This window comes from Mesorhizobium sp. WSM4311 (assembly GCF_002295115.1).
Classification (GTDB): domain Bacteria; phylum Pseudomonadota; class Alphaproteobacteria; order Rhizobiales; family Rhizobiaceae; genus Mesorhizobium.
This window is the reverse complement of record NZ_NSFV01000012.1, coordinates 1-16,579: the sequence shown is the minus strand read 5'-3', so window position 1 is coordinate 16,579 and position 16,579 is coordinate 1. Positions and strand designations below refer to the sequence as shown.

Annotated in this window: 14 protein-coding genes and 1 pseudogene; 9 read left to right on the top strand and 6 right to left on the bottom strand. The window is 64.3% G+C overall.

Annotation, left to right across the window (positions count from 1 at the left end):
- The first annotated feature begins 47 nt into the window (after positions 1 to 47).
- From CK226_RS26215 to CK226_RS26190, 6 genes are all read left to right on the top strand, one after another.
- Positions 48 to 509, top strand: coding sequence for a (2Fe-2S)-binding protein (locus CK226_RS26215; RefSeq protein WP_095793436.1), 462 nt, complete (start codon positions 48 to 50; stop codon positions 507 to 509).
- 2 nt (positions 510 to 511) lie between these two features.
- Entirely contained in the window at positions 512 to 2,785 is a 2,274-nt protein-coding gene (locus CK226_RS26210) for a xanthine dehydrogenase family protein molybdopterin-binding subunit (protein WP_095793435.1), read from the top strand.
- Positions 2,782 to 3,387: a hypothetical protein gene (locus CK226_RS26205; protein ID WP_095793434.1), complete on the top strand. Its 606-nt coding sequence runs from the start codon at positions 2,782 to 2,784 to the stop codon at positions 3,385 to 3,387. Before CK226_RS26210 ends, CK226_RS26205 begins: the two co-directional genes overlap by 4 nt.
- 160 nt (positions 3,388 to 3,547) lie before the next feature.
- Positions 3,548 to 4,723, top strand: a complete 1,176-nt coding sequence (locus CK226_RS26200) for an efflux RND transporter periplasmic adaptor subunit (protein WP_095793488.1) — start codon at positions 3,548 to 3,550, stop codon at positions 4,721 to 4,723.
- A gap of 76 nt (positions 4,724 to 4,799) precedes the next feature.
- Complete coding sequence (locus tag CK226_RS26195; protein ID WP_095793433.1) at positions 4,800 to 7,976, top strand: efflux RND transporter permease subunit; 3,177 nt, start codon at positions 4,800 to 4,802, stop codon at positions 7,974 to 7,976.
- Between the two features lie 122 nt (positions 7,977 to 8,098).
- The gene (locus CK226_RS26190) at positions 8,099 to 8,257 is read left to right on the top strand and encodes a DUF3309 family protein (protein ID WP_095793432.1); all 159 of its coding nucleotides are present in this window, start codon (positions 8,099 to 8,101) and stop codon (positions 8,255 to 8,257) included.
- Positions 8,258 to 8,327: 70 nt separating this feature from the next.
- On the opposite strand, the gene CK226_RS26185 is transcribed toward CK226_RS26190, so the two are convergent.
- A complete protein-coding gene (locus CK226_RS26185; protein ID WP_095793431.1) occupies positions 8,328 to 9,278 on the bottom strand; it encodes an SDR family oxidoreductase in 951 nt (316 codons plus the stop codon).
- Between the two features lie 115 nt (positions 9,279 to 9,393).
- Between CK226_RS26185 and CK226_RS26180 the strand changes: the two are divergent.
- Positions 9,394 to 10,299, top strand: a pseudogene (locus tag CK226_RS26180) (LysR family transcriptional regulator); the annotation flags it as partial.
- Here the strand turns inward: CK226_RS26180 and CK226_RS26175 are convergent.
- The 3 genes from CK226_RS26175 to CK226_RS26165 form a co-directional block, all read right to left on the bottom strand.
- A complete protein-coding gene (locus tag CK226_RS26175) occupies positions 10,266 to 11,441 on the bottom strand; it encodes an MFS transporter (protein WP_095793430.1) in 1,176 nt (391 codons plus the stop codon). The pseudogene CK226_RS26180 and the gene CK226_RS26175 overlap by 34 nt on opposite strands.
- Before the next feature lie 200 nt (positions 11,442 to 11,641).
- Entirely contained in the window at positions 11,642 to 11,950 is a 309-nt protein-coding gene (locus tag CK226_RS26170) for a DUF1244 domain-containing protein (protein WP_095793487.1), read from the bottom strand.
- A gap of 11 nt (positions 11,951 to 11,961) precedes the next feature.
- Positions 11,962 to 12,759 (bottom strand): N-formylglutamate amidohydrolase, encoded by a 798-nt coding sequence (locus CK226_RS26165; protein WP_095793429.1) that lies wholly within the window; start codon positions 12,757 to 12,759, stop codon positions 11,962 to 11,964.
- A 270-nt stretch (positions 12,760 to 13,029) separates the two neighbouring features.
- On the opposite strand from CK226_RS26165, the gene CK226_RS26160 reads away from it, so the two are divergent.
- Both CK226_RS26160 and pyk read left to right on the top strand, forming a co-directional pair.
- A complete protein-coding gene (locus tag CK226_RS26160; protein ID WP_179296400.1) occupies positions 13,030 to 13,494 on the top strand; it encodes a DUF1036 domain-containing protein in 465 nt (154 codons plus the stop codon).
- On the top strand, positions 13,491 to 14,933 hold the full coding sequence (gene pyk / locus CK226_RS26155; protein WP_095772096.1) for a pyruvate kinase: 1,443 nt from the start codon (positions 13,491 to 13,493) through the stop codon (positions 14,931 to 14,933). Before CK226_RS26160 ends, pyk begins: the two co-directional genes overlap by 4 nt.
- 89 nt (positions 14,934 to 15,022) lie before the next feature.
- On the opposite strand, the gene CK226_RS26150 is transcribed toward pyk, so the two are convergent.
- Together CK226_RS26150 and CK226_RS26145 are read right to left on the bottom strand one after the other, a co-directional pair.
- On the bottom strand, positions 15,023 to 15,493 hold the full coding sequence (locus tag CK226_RS26150; RefSeq protein ID WP_095772097.1) for a hypothetical protein: 471 nt from the start codon (positions 15,491 to 15,493) through the stop codon (positions 15,023 to 15,025).
- Between the two features lies 1 nt (position 15,494).
- A complete protein-coding gene (locus tag CK226_RS26145; protein WP_095772098.1) occupies positions 15,495 to 16,562 on the bottom strand; it encodes an alpha/beta hydrolase in 1,068 nt (355 codons plus the stop codon).
- Between the last annotated feature and the right edge of the window lie 17 nt (positions 16,563 to 16,579).

Below are 16,579 nucleotides of genomic sequence, written 5' to 3'. Positions count from 1 at the left end.
CGACCCAAGGCTCCCTCGGGCCGTGGACGACAACAAAGGGTATCCCCATGCGCCTCACCGTCGACGGGCAGTCATTCGACATCGACGTCGATCCGGACATGCCGCTGTTGTGGGCACTGCGCGATCTCGTCGGCAAGACAGGACCGAAGTTCGGCTGCGGCATTGCCGCATGCGGCGCCTGCACCGTGCATGTCGATGGTCAGCCGGTGCGCTCCTGCTCGCTTCCGGTCGGCCAGGTCGACGGCGCTGTCACCACCATCGAAGGCATCGGCACGGCGGACAGGCTGCATCCTGTGCAGCAGGCATGGCTGGAGGAACAAGTCGCGCAATGCGGCTACTGCCAGGCCGGCCAGATCATGAGCGCGGTGGCGCTGCTTGACGAGGTCGCCGACCCGAGCGACGCCGATATCGACAACGCCATGGGTGGCAATCTCTGCCGCTGCGGCACCTATCCCAAGATCCGCTCAGCCATCCGGAAGGCTGCGGCGCTCAAGACGGCGGGGCTCTGACCATGGCCAGTGTCGGAAAGATCGCCCGCCGCACGTTTCTGATCGGCGCGGCCGCTGTCGCGGGCGGCGTTGCCGTCGGCTACTATTATTATCGCAAACCGTTTGCGAATCCGCTCGAGACCGACCTCGGCAAGGGCGAGGCGACCTTCAACCCCTATGTGAAGATCGCCGCCGACAACACCACCACCATCGTCGCGCCGCGCGCCGAGATGGGGCAAGGCATTTCGACGACGCTCGCCATCATGGTCGCCGAAGAACTCGATGTAGGTCTCGACCAGATCAAGGTCGAGCACGGCCGGGCCTCCTACGCCTATTACAACGCGGCGATCCTCGAAGAGGGTGGTCCATTCGCCTTCTTCGACGAGAGCATGACCGCGCAGGCGGTGCGCTCAGGTCTCGGTGTGGTCGGCAAACTCCTTGCTCTCCAGGTCACCGGCGGCTCGGCTTCGACGCGCGACGGTTTCGACAAGATGCGCCAGGCGGGCGCCGCAGCCCGGCATCTGCTGATCGCGGCGGCTGCGCAGAAACTCGGCGTTGCCGCCGCCGATCTGGAAACGGCCAATGGTTCGATCCTGCACAAGGCATCGGGCAAGTCGCTGACTTATGGCGCGGTCGCGGCGGCTGCCGCAGCAATCGCGCCGCCGACGGAAGTCAAGCTCAAGGACAGAGCCGACTGGAAACTGCTGGGAAAGCCGCAGAAGCGCATCGACATGCTGGCCAAGGTCACCGGGGCGCCGATCTTCGGCATCGATGTCAGGATGCCGGACATGCTCTACGGCACGGTCAAGATGAGCCCGCGCTTCTGGGCCAAGCCAGTCAAGGTGGATCTCGCCAAAGCCGAGAAAATGCCGGGCGTGATCAAGATCGTGCCGCTCGAGACGAATTACGGCCACGGCTTCGGCATCATCGCGCAAAATACCTGGGCGGCCTTCAAGGCGGCCGACACCATCGACGCCCAGTGGGCGGATCCCGAATATCCGCTTAGCAGCGCCGCCATTTTGGACGTGCTGAAGCAGGCGCTCGGCACCAAGGGCTCGGCGATGCGCGACAATGGCGATGTCGATACCGCCTTCGCCGACGCGCCGCGCGAAAAGATAGTCGAGGCGGACTATGCGGTGCCCTATTTGGCGCATGCGACCATGGAGCCGATGAATGCCACGGCGCGCTTCAAGGATGGCGCCCTCGACATCTGGTGCGGCAACCAGACGCCGACGCTGGTGCGCCAGCTCTGCGCCAATGCGGTCGGTATCGAGCAGGACAAGGTCACTGTCCACACCACCTTCATGGGCGGCGGCTTTGGCCGCCGTACCGAGATGGACTTCTCGCTTTGCGCAGCGTTGATGGCGAAGGAGACGGGCGGGCGCCCAATCAAGGTGACCTGGACGCGCGAAGAGGACATGCGTCACGACGCCTACCGGCCTGCTGCGGTCGGCAAGTTCCAGGCACGGCTTGGCGACGACGGCATGCCGGTCGCCGTCGACATGAGAATCGCCTCGCCATCGGTGATCGCCAGCACCTTGCGCAGGCTGTTTCCCTCGATATCGCCGGTCGGTCCCGACAAGTCCATTGTCGATGGTGCCTATGACCAGCCCTACACCATTGCGAACTATCGGGTGAGCGGCGTCGCGGCGCCCGTCTCGATTCCGGTCGGCTTCTGGCGCTCGGTCGGCAGTTCCATCAATGGCTTCTTCCATGAAGGGTTCATGGACGAGATCGCCACCGCCGGCAAAATCGACCCGGTCGAGCTGCGCAAGAAGCTGATGGCCGCCTATCCCGCAGCGGTGAAGGTGGTGGAGAAGGTCGCGGCGATGGCGAAATGGGGCGAGCCGCTGCCCGCCGGCAAGGCCAAGGGCGTGGCCTTCACGCTGTCTTTCGGCAGCTGGGTCGGCGAGATCGTCCAGGTGGCGGACACGCCGGCCGGCATCCGCATCGAGAAGGTATGGATCGCCGCCGATGTCGGCACCGCCCTCGATCCGGGCATCGTCGAGGCACAGCTGATTTCCGCCGCCATCTACGGCCTGTCGGCGGCAATGGGACAGCAGATCACCTTCGCCGACGGCATGGTCGAACAGTCGAACTTCCACGATTTCGACGCCATGCGGATCTTCCAGTGCCCGGTCTTCGAAGTCGCCATCCTGGAAAACTTCCACAAGATGGGCGGCGTCGGCGAGGTTGGCACACCGCCGGCGGCACCGGCGCTGGCCAATGCCATCTTCGCGCTTACCGGCAAGCGCATCCGCACCCTGCCGCTGTCGACAAGGGTGGCCTTCGCATGAAGAAGCTTCTCATCATGCTGACGCCTGCTGCCATCTTGTTTTCGGCGGCGCCTTCTGCAACCGCGCAGGAGAGCCAGACATCACCGAGCCCGACGGTCGGCATGGCCAAGGGTCTGTCCGAATGGGACAAGATCTATGCGGTGTTCTCACATCCGCGCTGCGCCGATTGTCATGTCGCGGACGACCGGCCGCGTTGGTCGGGTGCGCATTATGGCGCCACATTTGTGCACGCCTTCAACGTCCAGCGCGGAACCGACGGATCGGGCTTCGGCAATCCGGGCCTGCGCTGCACGACCTGCCATTTCTCCAGTAATTCCAAGGCATTGCACGGACCACCCGGCGCCGAGGGCTGGCATTTGGCGCCGACCGAGATGGCCTGGTTCGGTAAGTCCTCGGCCGAAATCTGCGCCCAGATCAAGGATCCGGCGCGCAATGGTGACCGCAAATTGGCCGATATCGCGCTGCATGTCCGCGACGATAAACTTGTCGCCTGGGGCTGGGCGCCGGGCTCGGATCGAGAGCCGGCTCCGGGCTCGGCCGAAGCGACCTATCAAGCAATCGAAAACTGGATGGCGGCGGGTTCACCTTGCCCGATGCCGTAATGGTCTTGCAACTTTAAGGCTATATTGCAGTGCAACTTTGATGTAGAAGCGCGCTCGCCTATCACGGCAATTTGAACACGGTCAGGCGCGCACCCATATCGGCGACGCGCCCGCGTCATCAAGGCGCGGTGCTGGCTGAACCCGCAGTGGAAAAATGACGATGCCTAAAATCAGGTTTCACAAGCTTGCAGCCATTGTTGTGCTCATCGGTTTCGCGGCGTGGATGGCGACAGGCGAATTCTCATCGGTCGGCAGCGTAGCGGCCAACAAGGCCAAGGCGGCCGAAGTCGAACAGGGCAAGGCGCCGGACGCTGGCAAGCCGAAGACCGCGGAAGCCGAACCGAAGGCGCCGCTGCGCACCGTTGCCGTCGTGACGCCACCACGAAAGACCTACGCGCGCGCCATCCGCATTTCCGGCCTGACCGAGGCCGACAAGCGCGCGGTTCTGGCAACCCGCGTCGCCGGCGTCATCGACAAGCTGCCGGTCAAGCAAGGCGATCATGTCAAGACAGGCGACCTGGTGCTGATGCTGGCGGCGGAAGAAAAAATCTCGAGCGTCGACAACGCCAAGCAGTTGCTGACGCAGCGAAAGGCCGAGCTCGATGCCGCGGAACGGCTCGCCAGGACCGGCAATCTGCCCAAGCTGCAGCTCGACACCGCCCGCTCCAACCTGACCCAGGCGACATCCCAGCTGGATACAGCGCAGGCCGAGCTCGACCGCAACGAGGTCAAGGCACCGTTCGATGGCGTCATCGACCGGGTGCCGGTGGAGCTTGGCAGCTCGGTCATGCAGGGCGGCGAGGTGGCCACCATCCTCAAGCTCGATCCGGTGATCGCCCGCGGCGAGATCAGCGAGCGCGACCTCAGCTATCTCAAGATCGGCGACAAGGCCAGCGTCCGGCTGGTCAGCGGCCAGACCGTCGAAGGCACCGTGCGCTACATCAGCCGCGACGCGTCGTCGGCGACCCGCACCTTCCGCGTCGAGGTCGCCATCCCCAATGCCGATGGCTCGGTGCCGGCCGGCATGACGGCGGAAATCCAGCTCAGCGCGCTGCCGACCGACGCGGTCCTGCTGCCGCGCTCGGTGGTGACGCTCGGCGACAAGGGCGATCTGGGCATCCGCGCCGTCGGCAAGGACAACAAGGTTGCGTTCTTCCCGATCGACCTGGTCGACGACACCCCGACCGGCCTCGTGCTTGGCGGCATCCCGGCCGATGCGCGCATCATCGTCGCCGGCCAGGAACTGGTGAAGGAAGGCGATGAGGTCAAGCCGGTCGAGGCCGACCAGGCGACCATCAACAAGCTGATCGGCGAAGCCACCGCCGGGACGCAGTAGCGCAGCGACGCCGGCGCCGGGCCCTGCCCGGCGACGTCAGTCCGTTCGCCACTCCCGAAAGCAACAGGCATAAGTCATGGATATCGTCAGACTCGCCATCAACAATGCCCGCCTGACCATCTCGGTCCTGGTCTTCCTGCTGATTGCAGGCTGGGTCGCCTATCAGTCGACGCCGAAGGAAGCGGAACCCGACGTTCCTACCCCTTACGTTTACATAAATGTCGCCTATCAAGGCATTGCGCCCGAGGACGCTGAAAGACTTCTGCTTAGGCCCCTGGAGGCAAAGCTTAAGAGTCTCAAAGGGTTAAAGGAGATGAAGTCATCCGCCTATCAGGGCGGCGCCTTTGTCTTTCTTGAGTTTCTGCCGTCTATAAAAGTCGACACCGCGGTGACTGATACACGCTCGAAAGTTCAGGACGCGAAGGCTGACCTGCCCCAGGCGGCAGAAGAACCGGTTGTTACCGAGGTCAACATTTCCGAGTTTCCCGTCCTAGTTGTGACGCTGTCCGGCGATTTGCCCGAGCGTGTGCTGACGGCGGCGGCGCGCGAACTGCGCGACCGCATCGAGGAAGTGCCCGGCGTTCTCGAAGGCACTATACAAGGCGCGCGCGACGACCTCGTCGAAGTCGTCATCGATCCGATGAAGCTGTCGTCCTATGGGCTGCAGCTCGACCAGCTGATCGGCGCTGTCGGTGCTTCCAACAGCCTGGTCGCCGCCGGCAACATCGAGGGCTCGGAAGGCAAATATGCCGTCAAGGTGCCGTCGCTGATCGAGACGCCCGAGGATGTGGCGGCGCTGCCCGTGGTCGCCGGGCCCAATGCTGTGGTGCAGGCCAAGGACATCGCGACGATACGCTCGACCTTCGCCGACGCGACGACAATCACACGCCTCAACGGCAAGCCGGCCATCGCCATCGAAGTCAAGAAGCGCATCGGCGCCAATCTGATCGACACGCTCACCAAGGTGAGGGAGGTGTCCGACGCCTTCGTCAAGACGATGCCCGAGGGCATGCACGTCACCTACACGCAGGACAAGTCGGTTTTCGTCAACCAGCTGCTGGGCGACTTGCAGAACCACGTGATGATCGCCGTCATCCTGGTGTTCATCGTCATCCTCTACGCGCTGTCCGGCCGTGCGTCGCTGCTCATCGGCCTCGCCATCCCGTCGTCCTTCCTGATCGGCATCCTGCTCCTGGCGATGATGGGCTACACGATCAACATGATCGTGCTGTTCAGCCTTATCCTGGCGGTCGGCATGCTGGTCGACGACGCCATCATCGTCACCGAATTTGCCGAACGGCGGATGAGCGAAGGCATGCCGAAGCAGGAAGCCTTCGCGCTTGCCGCCAAGCGCATGGCCGGTCCGGTCATCGCGGCGACGATGACGCGCATCGCCGCCTTCTCGCCGCTGCTGTTCTGGCCGGGCATCATCGGCGACTTCATGAAGTACATGCCGATCACGCTGATCGTCACGCTGTCGGCCTCGATGCTGTATGCGCTGGTCTTCGCGCCGACGCTTGGCGCGATCTTCGCCAAGGCGCCGGAACATCACGCCGACGACAATCGCGACGGCTGGTACATGGCGGTCGTCAAGCAGGCGGTGCGCTTCCCCATCACAGTGCTGGTGCTTACAGTGGTCTTGCTGGCCGGCATCTTCGTTGGCTATTCGAAGTACGGCGCCGGCGTCGAATTCTTCCCGAGCGTCGAACCCGACTACGGCCTGCTTTATGTGCATGCCCGCGGCAACCTCTCGCTGGCCGAAATGGATACGGCGACCAAGATCGCCGAAAACCGGCTGCTCGGCTGGCCGGGCGTGAAGTCGGTCTATACCCGCGTTGGCAAGACGCAGGGCGGCGGCCAGGATGTGCCCGAGGATGTCGTCGGCGTCATCCAGTACGAATTCATCGACTGGCGCGAACGCAAATCGGCGAACGATATCCTGAACGATCTGCGCGGCGTCATGGCCGGCATACCAGGCGTCGATGTCGAGGTTCGCGTGCCGGAAGCCGGCCCGCCGACCGGCAAGCCGATCCAGATCAGGCTTTCGGCAGTCGACCCCAAGGGATTGGACGAGAAGGCGCGCGCCGTCGCGGCGCGTATCGCCAATGTGCCGGGCGTCATCGACGTTTCCGATGGCCTGCCGCCGCCCGGCGTCGACTGGGCTCTCGAGGTCGACCGCGCCAAGGCCGCGCAATACGGCATCAGCCCGACTTCCGTCGGCACCGTGGTGCAGCTGGTGACGAACGGACTGAAGCTATCCGAATACCGGCCCGCTGGCGCCGATGACGCCGTCGACATCCGCCTGCGTCTTCCGGAAGACCGGCGCACGCTGTCGACGCTGGACGAGCTCAGGGTGCAGACCTCGCAAGGGTCGGTGCCGATCTCGAACTTCGTCGTGCGCAAACCCGAGCCGACGGTCGGCATCCTCAACCGCATCGACGGCGCCCGCACCGTTGTGGTGCAGGCCAACGTCGCCGCCGGCAAGCAGGTTGCCGCCGTGCAGCAGGAGGTCACCCAGGCCGTCGCCGACATGAATCTCGGCAGCGGCATACGCTGGAAACTGGCCGGCTCGAATGAGGACAGTGCCGAAGCCAGCGCCTTCCTCAGCAAGGCCTTCGGTGCGGCGATCTTCCTGATCTTCCTGGTGCTTTTGGCGCAGTTCAACAAGTTCACCAGCGTCTGGCTGGTGCTTTCCTGCGTGGTCATGGCGACGATCGGCGTGTTCCTGGGACTGCTGATAACGGGCGAAACGTTCGGCATCGTCATGTCGGGTATCGGCGTCATCGCGCTGGCCGGCGTGGTGGTGAATAACAACATCGTTTTGATCGACACCTACGACCGGCTGCGCGAAGAGGGTTGGGACAAGATGGATGCCGTGTTGCAGACCTGCCGCGAGCGCGCGCGACCGGTGGTGCTGACGGCGGTGTCGGCCATCCTCGGCGTGCTGCCGATCGCCTTCGGCCTTGGGCTGGAGATCTTCCATCACGAGACGACGATCAACGCGCCGTCGACGCAATGGTGGATTTCGCTGTCCTCGGCGATCGTCTTCGGCCTGTCCTTCGCGACGGTGCTGACACTGGTGGTGACGCCGTCGATGCTGATGGTGTTCACCCGCGCCAAGGTCAAGCCAGGTGCACGGCGCGGCTTGATCAGCCGGCTGTTCCGGCGCGGCAAGGGCGAGATCTCGTCGGACGCGCCGACGGTGGACGACGGCGCGGAACCCGCGACCGCCTTTCCAAAAGCCGCCGAGTAGGCACGCTTCCCAATCTGAACGGCAAAGGCCGCCCGGAACAACCGGGCGGCCTTTTGCATTGTTCCCCTGTGGGGGGATGCGAAGACATCGTCCTCGAGCGAACTCAATGCGGGGAATTTCCCATGCCGATCAGCACCCTTGTCATCGTCATCCTGATCCTTGTCCTGATCGGCGCAGTGCCGGCATGGCCGCATTCACGCTCCTGGGGTTACGGACCCTCTGGCATCGTCGGTGTGGTGCTGGTGGTGGTTCTGGTGCTGCTGCTGATGGGGCGGCTCTGAGCCGCCTTTGCTGTCCGTGAGGAGGCTTTCGGTGTGAAGAAGAGGGGCGGGTATGGCCCGCCGGCTCAATTTAGGCGGCTTTCGTGGCCTTCACGGTGGCGATGCCGATGTCCTCGAGGGCTTGGGCGACGGCCTGATCGAGCGGCGTGTGCGGGATTTCGCCGATGATGCCCTGCAGCCGGGTCGAGGCCAGACGGTGCGGCTCGAAGCGCAGATAGGACATCGAGACGATCTCGCGCCACATCGCCACGAACGGGCCGCCGGCGCGCAGCACCCACCAGGGCATCGAGGTCATCTTGAGCGGTCGGCCAAGCGCCTTCTCCGCAGCGGCCTTGATCTCGACATCGGTGACGGCATGGCCTGGAAAGTTCAGCGCCTCATAGGAGCCGAGCTTGTCGAGATTCTTGGCCAGTGCGACGAAGCCCACGGCGAAGTCCGGCAGATACGCCCATTCATGCACGAGGTCGGCCGGGCCGGGCGCGGTGTAGACGCCCTTGCTGATCTTGGCGGCGACGACCAGGTCGAACCAGGAGCCGCTGCCGGTGCCGCCGAAGAAGTCGCCGGCGCGCAGCAGAATGGTGCGGACCCGGCCGGCCTCTGCCTCGCGGCGGAACAGCTCCTCCATGGCGCAGCGGATGCGGCCCTTCTCGGTCGTCGGATGGAACGGCGTGTCTTCCGTGATCACCGCCGGCATGGGCGAGCCGTAATTATAGACGGTGCCGGGGAACAGATGCAGCGCGTTGTTGGCATGGCAGGCGGCCATGACGTTCTCGGCCATCGGCAGGCATTTGCCCCAATCGGTGTAGATCGGGTTGAGGCCGTTGAAGATGATATCGACGCCTTCGGTGGCGCGGATCAGCGATTGACGGTCCAGCGCATCGCCGGCAACCGCCGTGGCGCCTTCGGCCGGCACCTTGCCGGTGCGGGTGACGGTGCGGACGTCGAAGCCGGCGTCGATGAAGGCCTTGGCAACCACGCGGCCGAGCCGGCCATTGGCGCCGAGAATTGCGATCTTGGTCATTTGAATTCTCCTTGGTTGGTGGTTGCAGTCCGTATCGGTGTTTGCAGGGCGAATATGATTGCCTCATCGATGAATTGAAATTGACCATGAATGCAGTTCTGATATTCATTCTTGAATGGCTGACATCGACTGGAACCTGATCAAGAGCTTCGTCACGGTCGCGGAAACCGGCAGCCTGTCGGCCGCCGCGCGCAAGCTGTCGGCCAGCCAGCCGACGCTTGGCCGCCACATCGGCGAGTTGGAACAGGCGCTCGGTGTGACGCTGTTCCGGCGCGGGCGGCGCGGCTACGCGCTGACGGAAGCCGGCGCTACGCTGTTCGAGCGCGGCAAGGCGGTCAGCGAACAGGCGAGCGCGTTTTCACGCCTGGCGCTGGGTTCGGTCGAGGCAATCGAAGGCACGGTGCGCATCGCCGCCAGCGAAGTGGTGGCGGCCTATGTGCTGCCCGAGATGACCGCACGGCTCGGCATCGAGGAACCCGGAATCGAGGTCGAGATCGTTGCCTCGAACCAGGTCGAGAACCTGCTGCGCCGGGACGCCGACATCGCCATCCGCATGGTCAAGCCGTCGCAGAACGAACTGGTGGCGCGCAAGGTCTGTGACATCCCGCTCTGCGCCTGTGCGGCCATTTCCTATCTCGACCGGCGCGGCCGCCCGCTCGGGCCGGCCGACCTTACCGATCATCCCTTGATCGGCTTCGACCGCAGCGAGGAGATGATCCGGGGCTTTACGCAATTCGGCCTCCCGGTCACCCGAAGCAGTTTCCGCTTCAGGGCCGACAACCAGATGGTCCTGTGGGAGGCGGTGCGGACGGGAAACGGCATTGGCCTCGGTCAGGAGCCGCTGGCCGATCGCGATCCGCTGGTGGAGAAGGTGCTGCCCGGCCTGCCGCTGCCAAGCCTGCCGGTATGGCTGGCCATGCATCGCGATGTGCGCAGCAGCGTGCGCATCCGCCGCGTGGCGGATTTTCTCCACGAGGAGTTGAAGCGCTATTCGGCGGGCGCTGGGGCGAATTCGGCGCGGTGGGCGAGGCCCGCCATCAGCAGGACGACGATCAGCAGCACCGACATGGCGATGAAGATCGGTCCGAAACTGGAATGCTCGGCGACGAAGCCGATCGCCGACGGCGCCACCAGAATGCCGGAATAGCCCATGGTGGTGACGACGCTCATGCCGGTGCCCGATGACATGCCTTCCTGGTTGCCGCCGGCCGAAAAGATGATCGGCACCAAGTTGGCGATGCCGAAGCCGCACAGCGCAAAGGCCGCGATGGCGAGCCAGGGCGAGGGCGACAGGCCGGCGACCAGCATGCCCGCGGCGGCGACGACCGCCGAGCCGCGCAGCGTCGTCACCGCGCCGAAGCGGTTGCGCACGCCATCACCGAAGAAGCGCATGATCGCCATGACGCCGGAAAAGGCGGCATAGGCAAGACCGGCGACGGCAAGGTCGGCGCCGAGTTCTTGTCGCAGATACAGCGCCGCCCAATCGAGCACCGCGCCCTCGGAGATCATCGTCAGCAGAGCCATCAGGCCGATCAGGTATACCAGCGGGTTTGCCGGCAGCGTGAACTTGTGATGCCCGGCCGCCTGTGGCCTGTCCTCGGCGACGAGATAACCGACCGCCATCGCGATCGCCGCGAAGGCAAGCACGGTCACGGCCGCGGCATGGGCGAGGTCGCCATAGTGCTGGATGGCAAAGCCGCCGAGGCCGCCGCCGGCGAAACCACCGAGGCTCCAGAAGCCGTGCGAGGAGGACATGATGGCGCGGGACATCTTTCGCTCCACCACCACCGCATTGGCGTTCATGGCGACGTCCATGCCGCCGATCGACCCGCCGAAGATGAACATGGCGATGGCCGCCAGCGGCACGTTGGGCGCCAGCGCCACGACCAGCAGGCCGAGGCTGCCGCAAAGACCGAACCAGCGCAGAACGGTGCGCGAGCCATGTTTCGAGATCAGGTGGCCGCACCAGGTCATGGCGGCGACCGCGCCGGCGCCGAACAAAAGGATCAGCAGGCCAAGCGTGAATTTCGAAATGTCGAGCCGGGTCAGGAACACCGGAATCTGCGGCGCCCAGCTGCCGGTCAGGAAGCCATTGGCAAGGAAAATGGCCGCTACGGCCCATCGCCCGCGAATGGCAGTCTGCATGGCGTTCGACGCGTTCATAGGCGAATCCGGTCAGAAAATGGCTTTGCGCGGCAAATTAGATCGATTCAATTTTCAGTCAAGCACCGGGTTGGAGGAAGCGTTTGGACCAAAGGCCGAAATGGAACCGACATCGTTCTTGGCGAACTTCCGTACGTCGGAGATTAGCGAAAAACGCCTCTCCCTTCGCAGATACCTTAGCCGGAGGCCGCTCGCCGTCTTCAGTGATCTTTCGGCCGCCTGGCCTCGAATTCAGCCTTCTTGGCGTCCGATGCTTCGGTCTGGTTGAGAGCCTGCCATTCGGCATAGGGCATGCCGTAGACGATCTCGCGCGACTGATCCTTGGAGAGGTCGACGCCCTCGGCATCGGCCGCCTCGCGATACCAGTTCGACAGGCAGTTGCGACAGAAGCCGGCGAGGTTCATCAGGTCGATGTTCTGGACGTCGCTGCGTTCCCTGAGGTGCTCGACCAGCCGGCGAAAGGCGGCGGCTTCGAAATCACGCTTCTGCTCGTCGCTGAGTTCGGTCATCGGAACCTCCGTCATAACGGCCCGGTGCGCGAGCCGAATATCTTTACCGCATGTATATCGGGACGGCGGTCTATCGCGTCAACGATCGGCGCCAGGCGCTCGGCCCAGGCAAGCGCGCCTTTCTGGTCCGCTATCAGGTCCTGGCGGATTTCGATCAGCGCGTGCGCATAGCCGTTGACGATGGCATGCCTGAACATGGTGTCGCCACGCAGCGCGCCGTCATAGGGCTCATTGTCGCCGACGATCAGGTTCTTGTCCTGCGCCAGCATATCGATCAGCGGCCGCGCCACCCGGTCGTCCCGATCCCATAGGATGCCGACATGCCAGGGCCGTTGCCTGCCCTGCATCACCGGCGTGAAGGAATGCACCGAGAAGATGAAGGGCGCCCGGCCGGAAGCCTGCGCGACCGAGGCGATCACCGCGCCGACGGCGTCGTGGTAGGGCCGGTAGAAGCGGTCGAGCCGCCTCTCGCGCTCTTGCGGCGCGATGGGATAGTTTCCCGGCACCACCGTGCCGTCATAGAGCTGGCGGATGAGCGTCGGATCGTCCTCGCCGCGATTGGGATCGATCAAGAGCCGCGAAAAATTGGCGAGGACCGCCGGCACGTCGAGCAGGCCGGCGAGCTCGCGCGTCACCGCTTCGACGCCAATGTCATAGGCGATGTGCCGATCGAATTCCGCCGCGGGCAGACCGAGGCTGCCATACTCGTCGGGCAGGTCGCGGCGGGCATGATCGGCCAGAAGCACGATGCCTCGCTTGCGGTCGCCCTCGACAACGTCGAAAGGCGCGAAAACTGTGGATCGGGTCATTGGCGGGAAATGGTCTGTTCGCTGGCTTCCGGGGAGGGTGCTATCGTCATTCCACGAAGACGACGCGTGCGCAATGCCGTTGTTTGGCCAAGGTTTATCGGGAAATCTGGCAAAGGGCGACGGATAGCGCGCCGGGAGCCTTCCTAAATCGATTGGAATTGATCAAAACGGCGCGTTGACATGCGCCCGGACTTTTCCGAAAAGGGGCGCAGAGAGATGCTGATGTGGTTCTTGAGGGGTTTTCGGATGGGTTCCGCCGGCAGGCAGCGCATGCGCTCTGCCTTTGCCATGCCGCTCCTGACCGTGGCCGTTGGCTTGTCGGCGATGGTCATGGCCTCGCCGGCGCGCGCCGATTTCCGCGTCTGCAACGCCACGCAGAACCTGGTCGGCGTCGGCATCGGCTATCGTGCCAAGGCCGGCTGGATCACGGAAGGCTGGTGGCACATTGAAGGATCGAGCTGCAAGACGTTGATCGAAGGGCCGCTGTCATCAAGGTTTTACTATCTTTATGCAGAAGACGCCGAGCGCGGTGGACGCTGGGACGGCCCGATCAACATGTGCGTGGCTGAAAAGGAGTTCAAGATCGCCGGTGTAAACGACTGCGTGGCCCGAGGCTTCCAGCGCGCCGGATTCCAGGAATATGACACGGGCGAACAGGCAAGCTGGATGGTCCAGCTGACCGATGAACCCGCAACGGGAGGCGCACCAGCCGCCCCGGGAACCAATAGTCAATGAGACGCAGCCGCAAGGTCAAGATCCTAGCCACAATCGGTCCGGCATCCTCCTCCGAGGAGATGCTGCAGAAATTGTTCGAAGCGGGCGCCGACGTGTTCCGCATCAATATGAGCCATACCGACCACGAACTGATGCGCACGCTGGTCGGCCGCATCCGCGCCGTCGAGGAAAAGGTCGGCCGGCCGATCGGCATCCTCGCCGACCTGCAAGGGCCCAAGCTGCGCGTCGGCAAGTTCGCCAATGGCAAGGAAGTGCTGACGCCAGGCCAGACCTTCACGCTCGACGACAATCCCGAGCCCGGCACCTCGACCAGGGTCTATCTGCCGCATCCGGAGATCCTGAGCTCGGTCGAGCCCGGTCACCGTCTTTTGATCGACGACGGCAAGCTCGAGCTGAAAGCGGTGAAGAGCGACGGCAAGTCGATCGCCTGCACGGTCGTCGCCGGCACCACGATTTCCGACAAGAAGGGCGTCAGCCTGCCCGATACCGACCTGCCGGTCGGCGCGCTGACCGAGAAGGACCGCAAGGACCTCGACGCGGTGCTCGCCACGGGTGTCGACTGGATCGCGCTGTCCTTCGTGCAGCGGCCCGAGGATCTGGCCGAAGCGCGCAAGATCGCGCGCGGCCGCGCGCTGATCATGGCCAAGATCGAAAAGCCGCAGGCCGTCGCCCGGCTGGCCGAGATCATCGAACTGTCCGACGCGCTGATGGTCGCGCGCGGCGATCTCGGCGTCGAGATGCCGCTGGAAGCCGTTCCCGGCATCCAGAAGCAGATCACGCGCGCCGCGCGGCGCGCCGGCAAGCCGGTGGTGGTCGCCACGCAGATGCTGGAATCGATGATCACCGCACCGGTACCGACCCGCGCCGAAGTCTCCGACGTTTCGACCGCCGTGTTCGAGGGCGCCGACGCCATCATGCTGTCGGCGGAATCGGCGGCGGGTGCCTATCCCGTCGAAGCGGTGGCGATGATGAACCGCATCGCCACCAAGGTCGAAACGGACCCGACCTATGCCGGCATCATCAACGCCCAGCGCTCCGAGCCGGAAGCGACCGGCGCCGACGCCATCTCGCTGGCTGCCCGCGAGATCGCCGAGACGCTGAAACTGTCGGCGATCATCACTTACACGGCATCCGGCACCACCGGGCTGCGCGCCGCGCGCGAACGGCCACAAGTGCCGATCATCGCACTGTCGCCGATCCTCAACACCGCGCGGCGGCTGTCGCTTCTGTGGGGCACGCACTGCGTCGTCTCGCCCGATGCCACCGATCTCGACGACATGGTCAACCGCGCCTGCCGCATTGCGCTGGAAGAAGAGTTCGGCAAGCCGGGCGACCGCGTCATCATCACCGCTGGCGTGCCGCTGAGGACGCCCGGCTCGACCAACATGCTGCGCATCGCCTATGTCGGCTCGGAAGCGCAGGGCGGCCGCGGCAGCTGATTTCGTGACTGAAGCGTATCGCGCGGTTTCGTGCGGCTCGCCGTGGCTGGGATACAGCAAAGGCGCGGGACAATGATCTCCGCCTTCATCTAGCCTCCAGCCGTTGCGATCCCAAGCGCTTTTGCGGCAGCCTCCGCGTGGTCCATGCGCTGGAGAAACCGACGCGCACGGAGACCTGCGTCATACAGATACTGATCCGGGCCCAGCATCTTTCGCCGGTTCAATTCTGTTGTGTCGAGCAGGTCGAAATCGACCTTCTCGATCGTGCAGTGCCAACCGGTCCTGTGGGAGGACCAGCCCCTGCGATGGTGCTCCAGGAGGCGCTCGCGGCTGGAGTAGCCGTGGTAATCGAATGCGATGATGCCGTTCGTCACATAAATATGGTTTCCCGAAAAGCCCTCGGCCGGGATGATCCGCTCGGCATGAAATCCTGCAAGCGGGGGATGCTCGAGGAAAGTGCCTGCAAGAATGTGGCACGCGCCGTAGCCGAAGAAGATGCGATCCGGCAGCGCCCATCGCCTTTCCGGGTTTTTCTTGATGCCGTGCTTGAGGACATACATCTCAGGTCGGTGCGAGTTCGGCCCGGGGCTCCTTGATGTCGGCGCACTTGCCCACACCATAGGCATCGCCGGCAATTCGTGCCTCGACCGTTCTGGCCATCGCTTCCAGATCGATATCCTTGCCGGCTACCTTCTCGATCGCGCCGACGACGAGGTCCGAGGCGATCCAGTCCGGCTTGTGGCCGAGATTGTGCACCCAGACGAGCTCGGCGCCCGGGATATCGCGCGCCAGGCCGACGGAGTGGATATGGGCATAGACGACCTTGTCGCGGTCGCCCGAAATGACCACGGTCGGCGCGCTGATCGCTTTGTAGTGCGGTGCGGCGCCAAGCGTATAGCGATAGAGGCCGGCGACGTCGGTGGCGTTGGCGCGAAAGGCCGACGGCCGCAACACCAGCGGGATCGCGGCCGTGCCGAGATAGTCGTCCGGCACCTTGTTGGGCGAGAATACGCAGGTCGTTGCATCGGCCATCTGAAACGTGCCGGCCGGATAGGTGAGTGTTTCGGAGAAGAGCCGGCCGATCACCGACACGGTGGTCAGGTCGTAATACCAGGATGTCGCGCCGCCCGGCCAGGGATGGGTCGCCGGCGCCAGGAAGACGAGGCCGAGCGTCCTGTCGGCATGCTCGCGGCCGAAAGCCGCCGTCACCACGCCGCCGAAGGAATGGCCGACGATGATTGCCTTCCTGATGCCAAGGCGGTCCATCAGGGCAGCGAGGGTATTGGCCTGCGCCGACGGATCCTCATTGTTGCCGGGCCCGCGTCCCGACCAGCCGTGACCCGGCCGGTCGAAGAACAGCATTTCGGCGCGTCCCGCCAGCAGCGGCCTGAGCGGCAGCATCTGATCCCCGAGATTGGCGCTGGCGCCATGGATGAAGACGATCGGCGGCAACTCCGCATTGGCGGGGGCGGGAATGTGGACATAGTGGATGCGGGCGCCGCCTATATCAGCGAATTCGCCAATGGCGGGATCACGGCGTTCGATCAGCCATGAGCCGACGCGGGTAACGCCGATCAGGACAAAGACGAGTGCAAAGAAGAAGGCGAACGCGGCGTAGATCAGGTTCATGCGGGGATATACGGGGG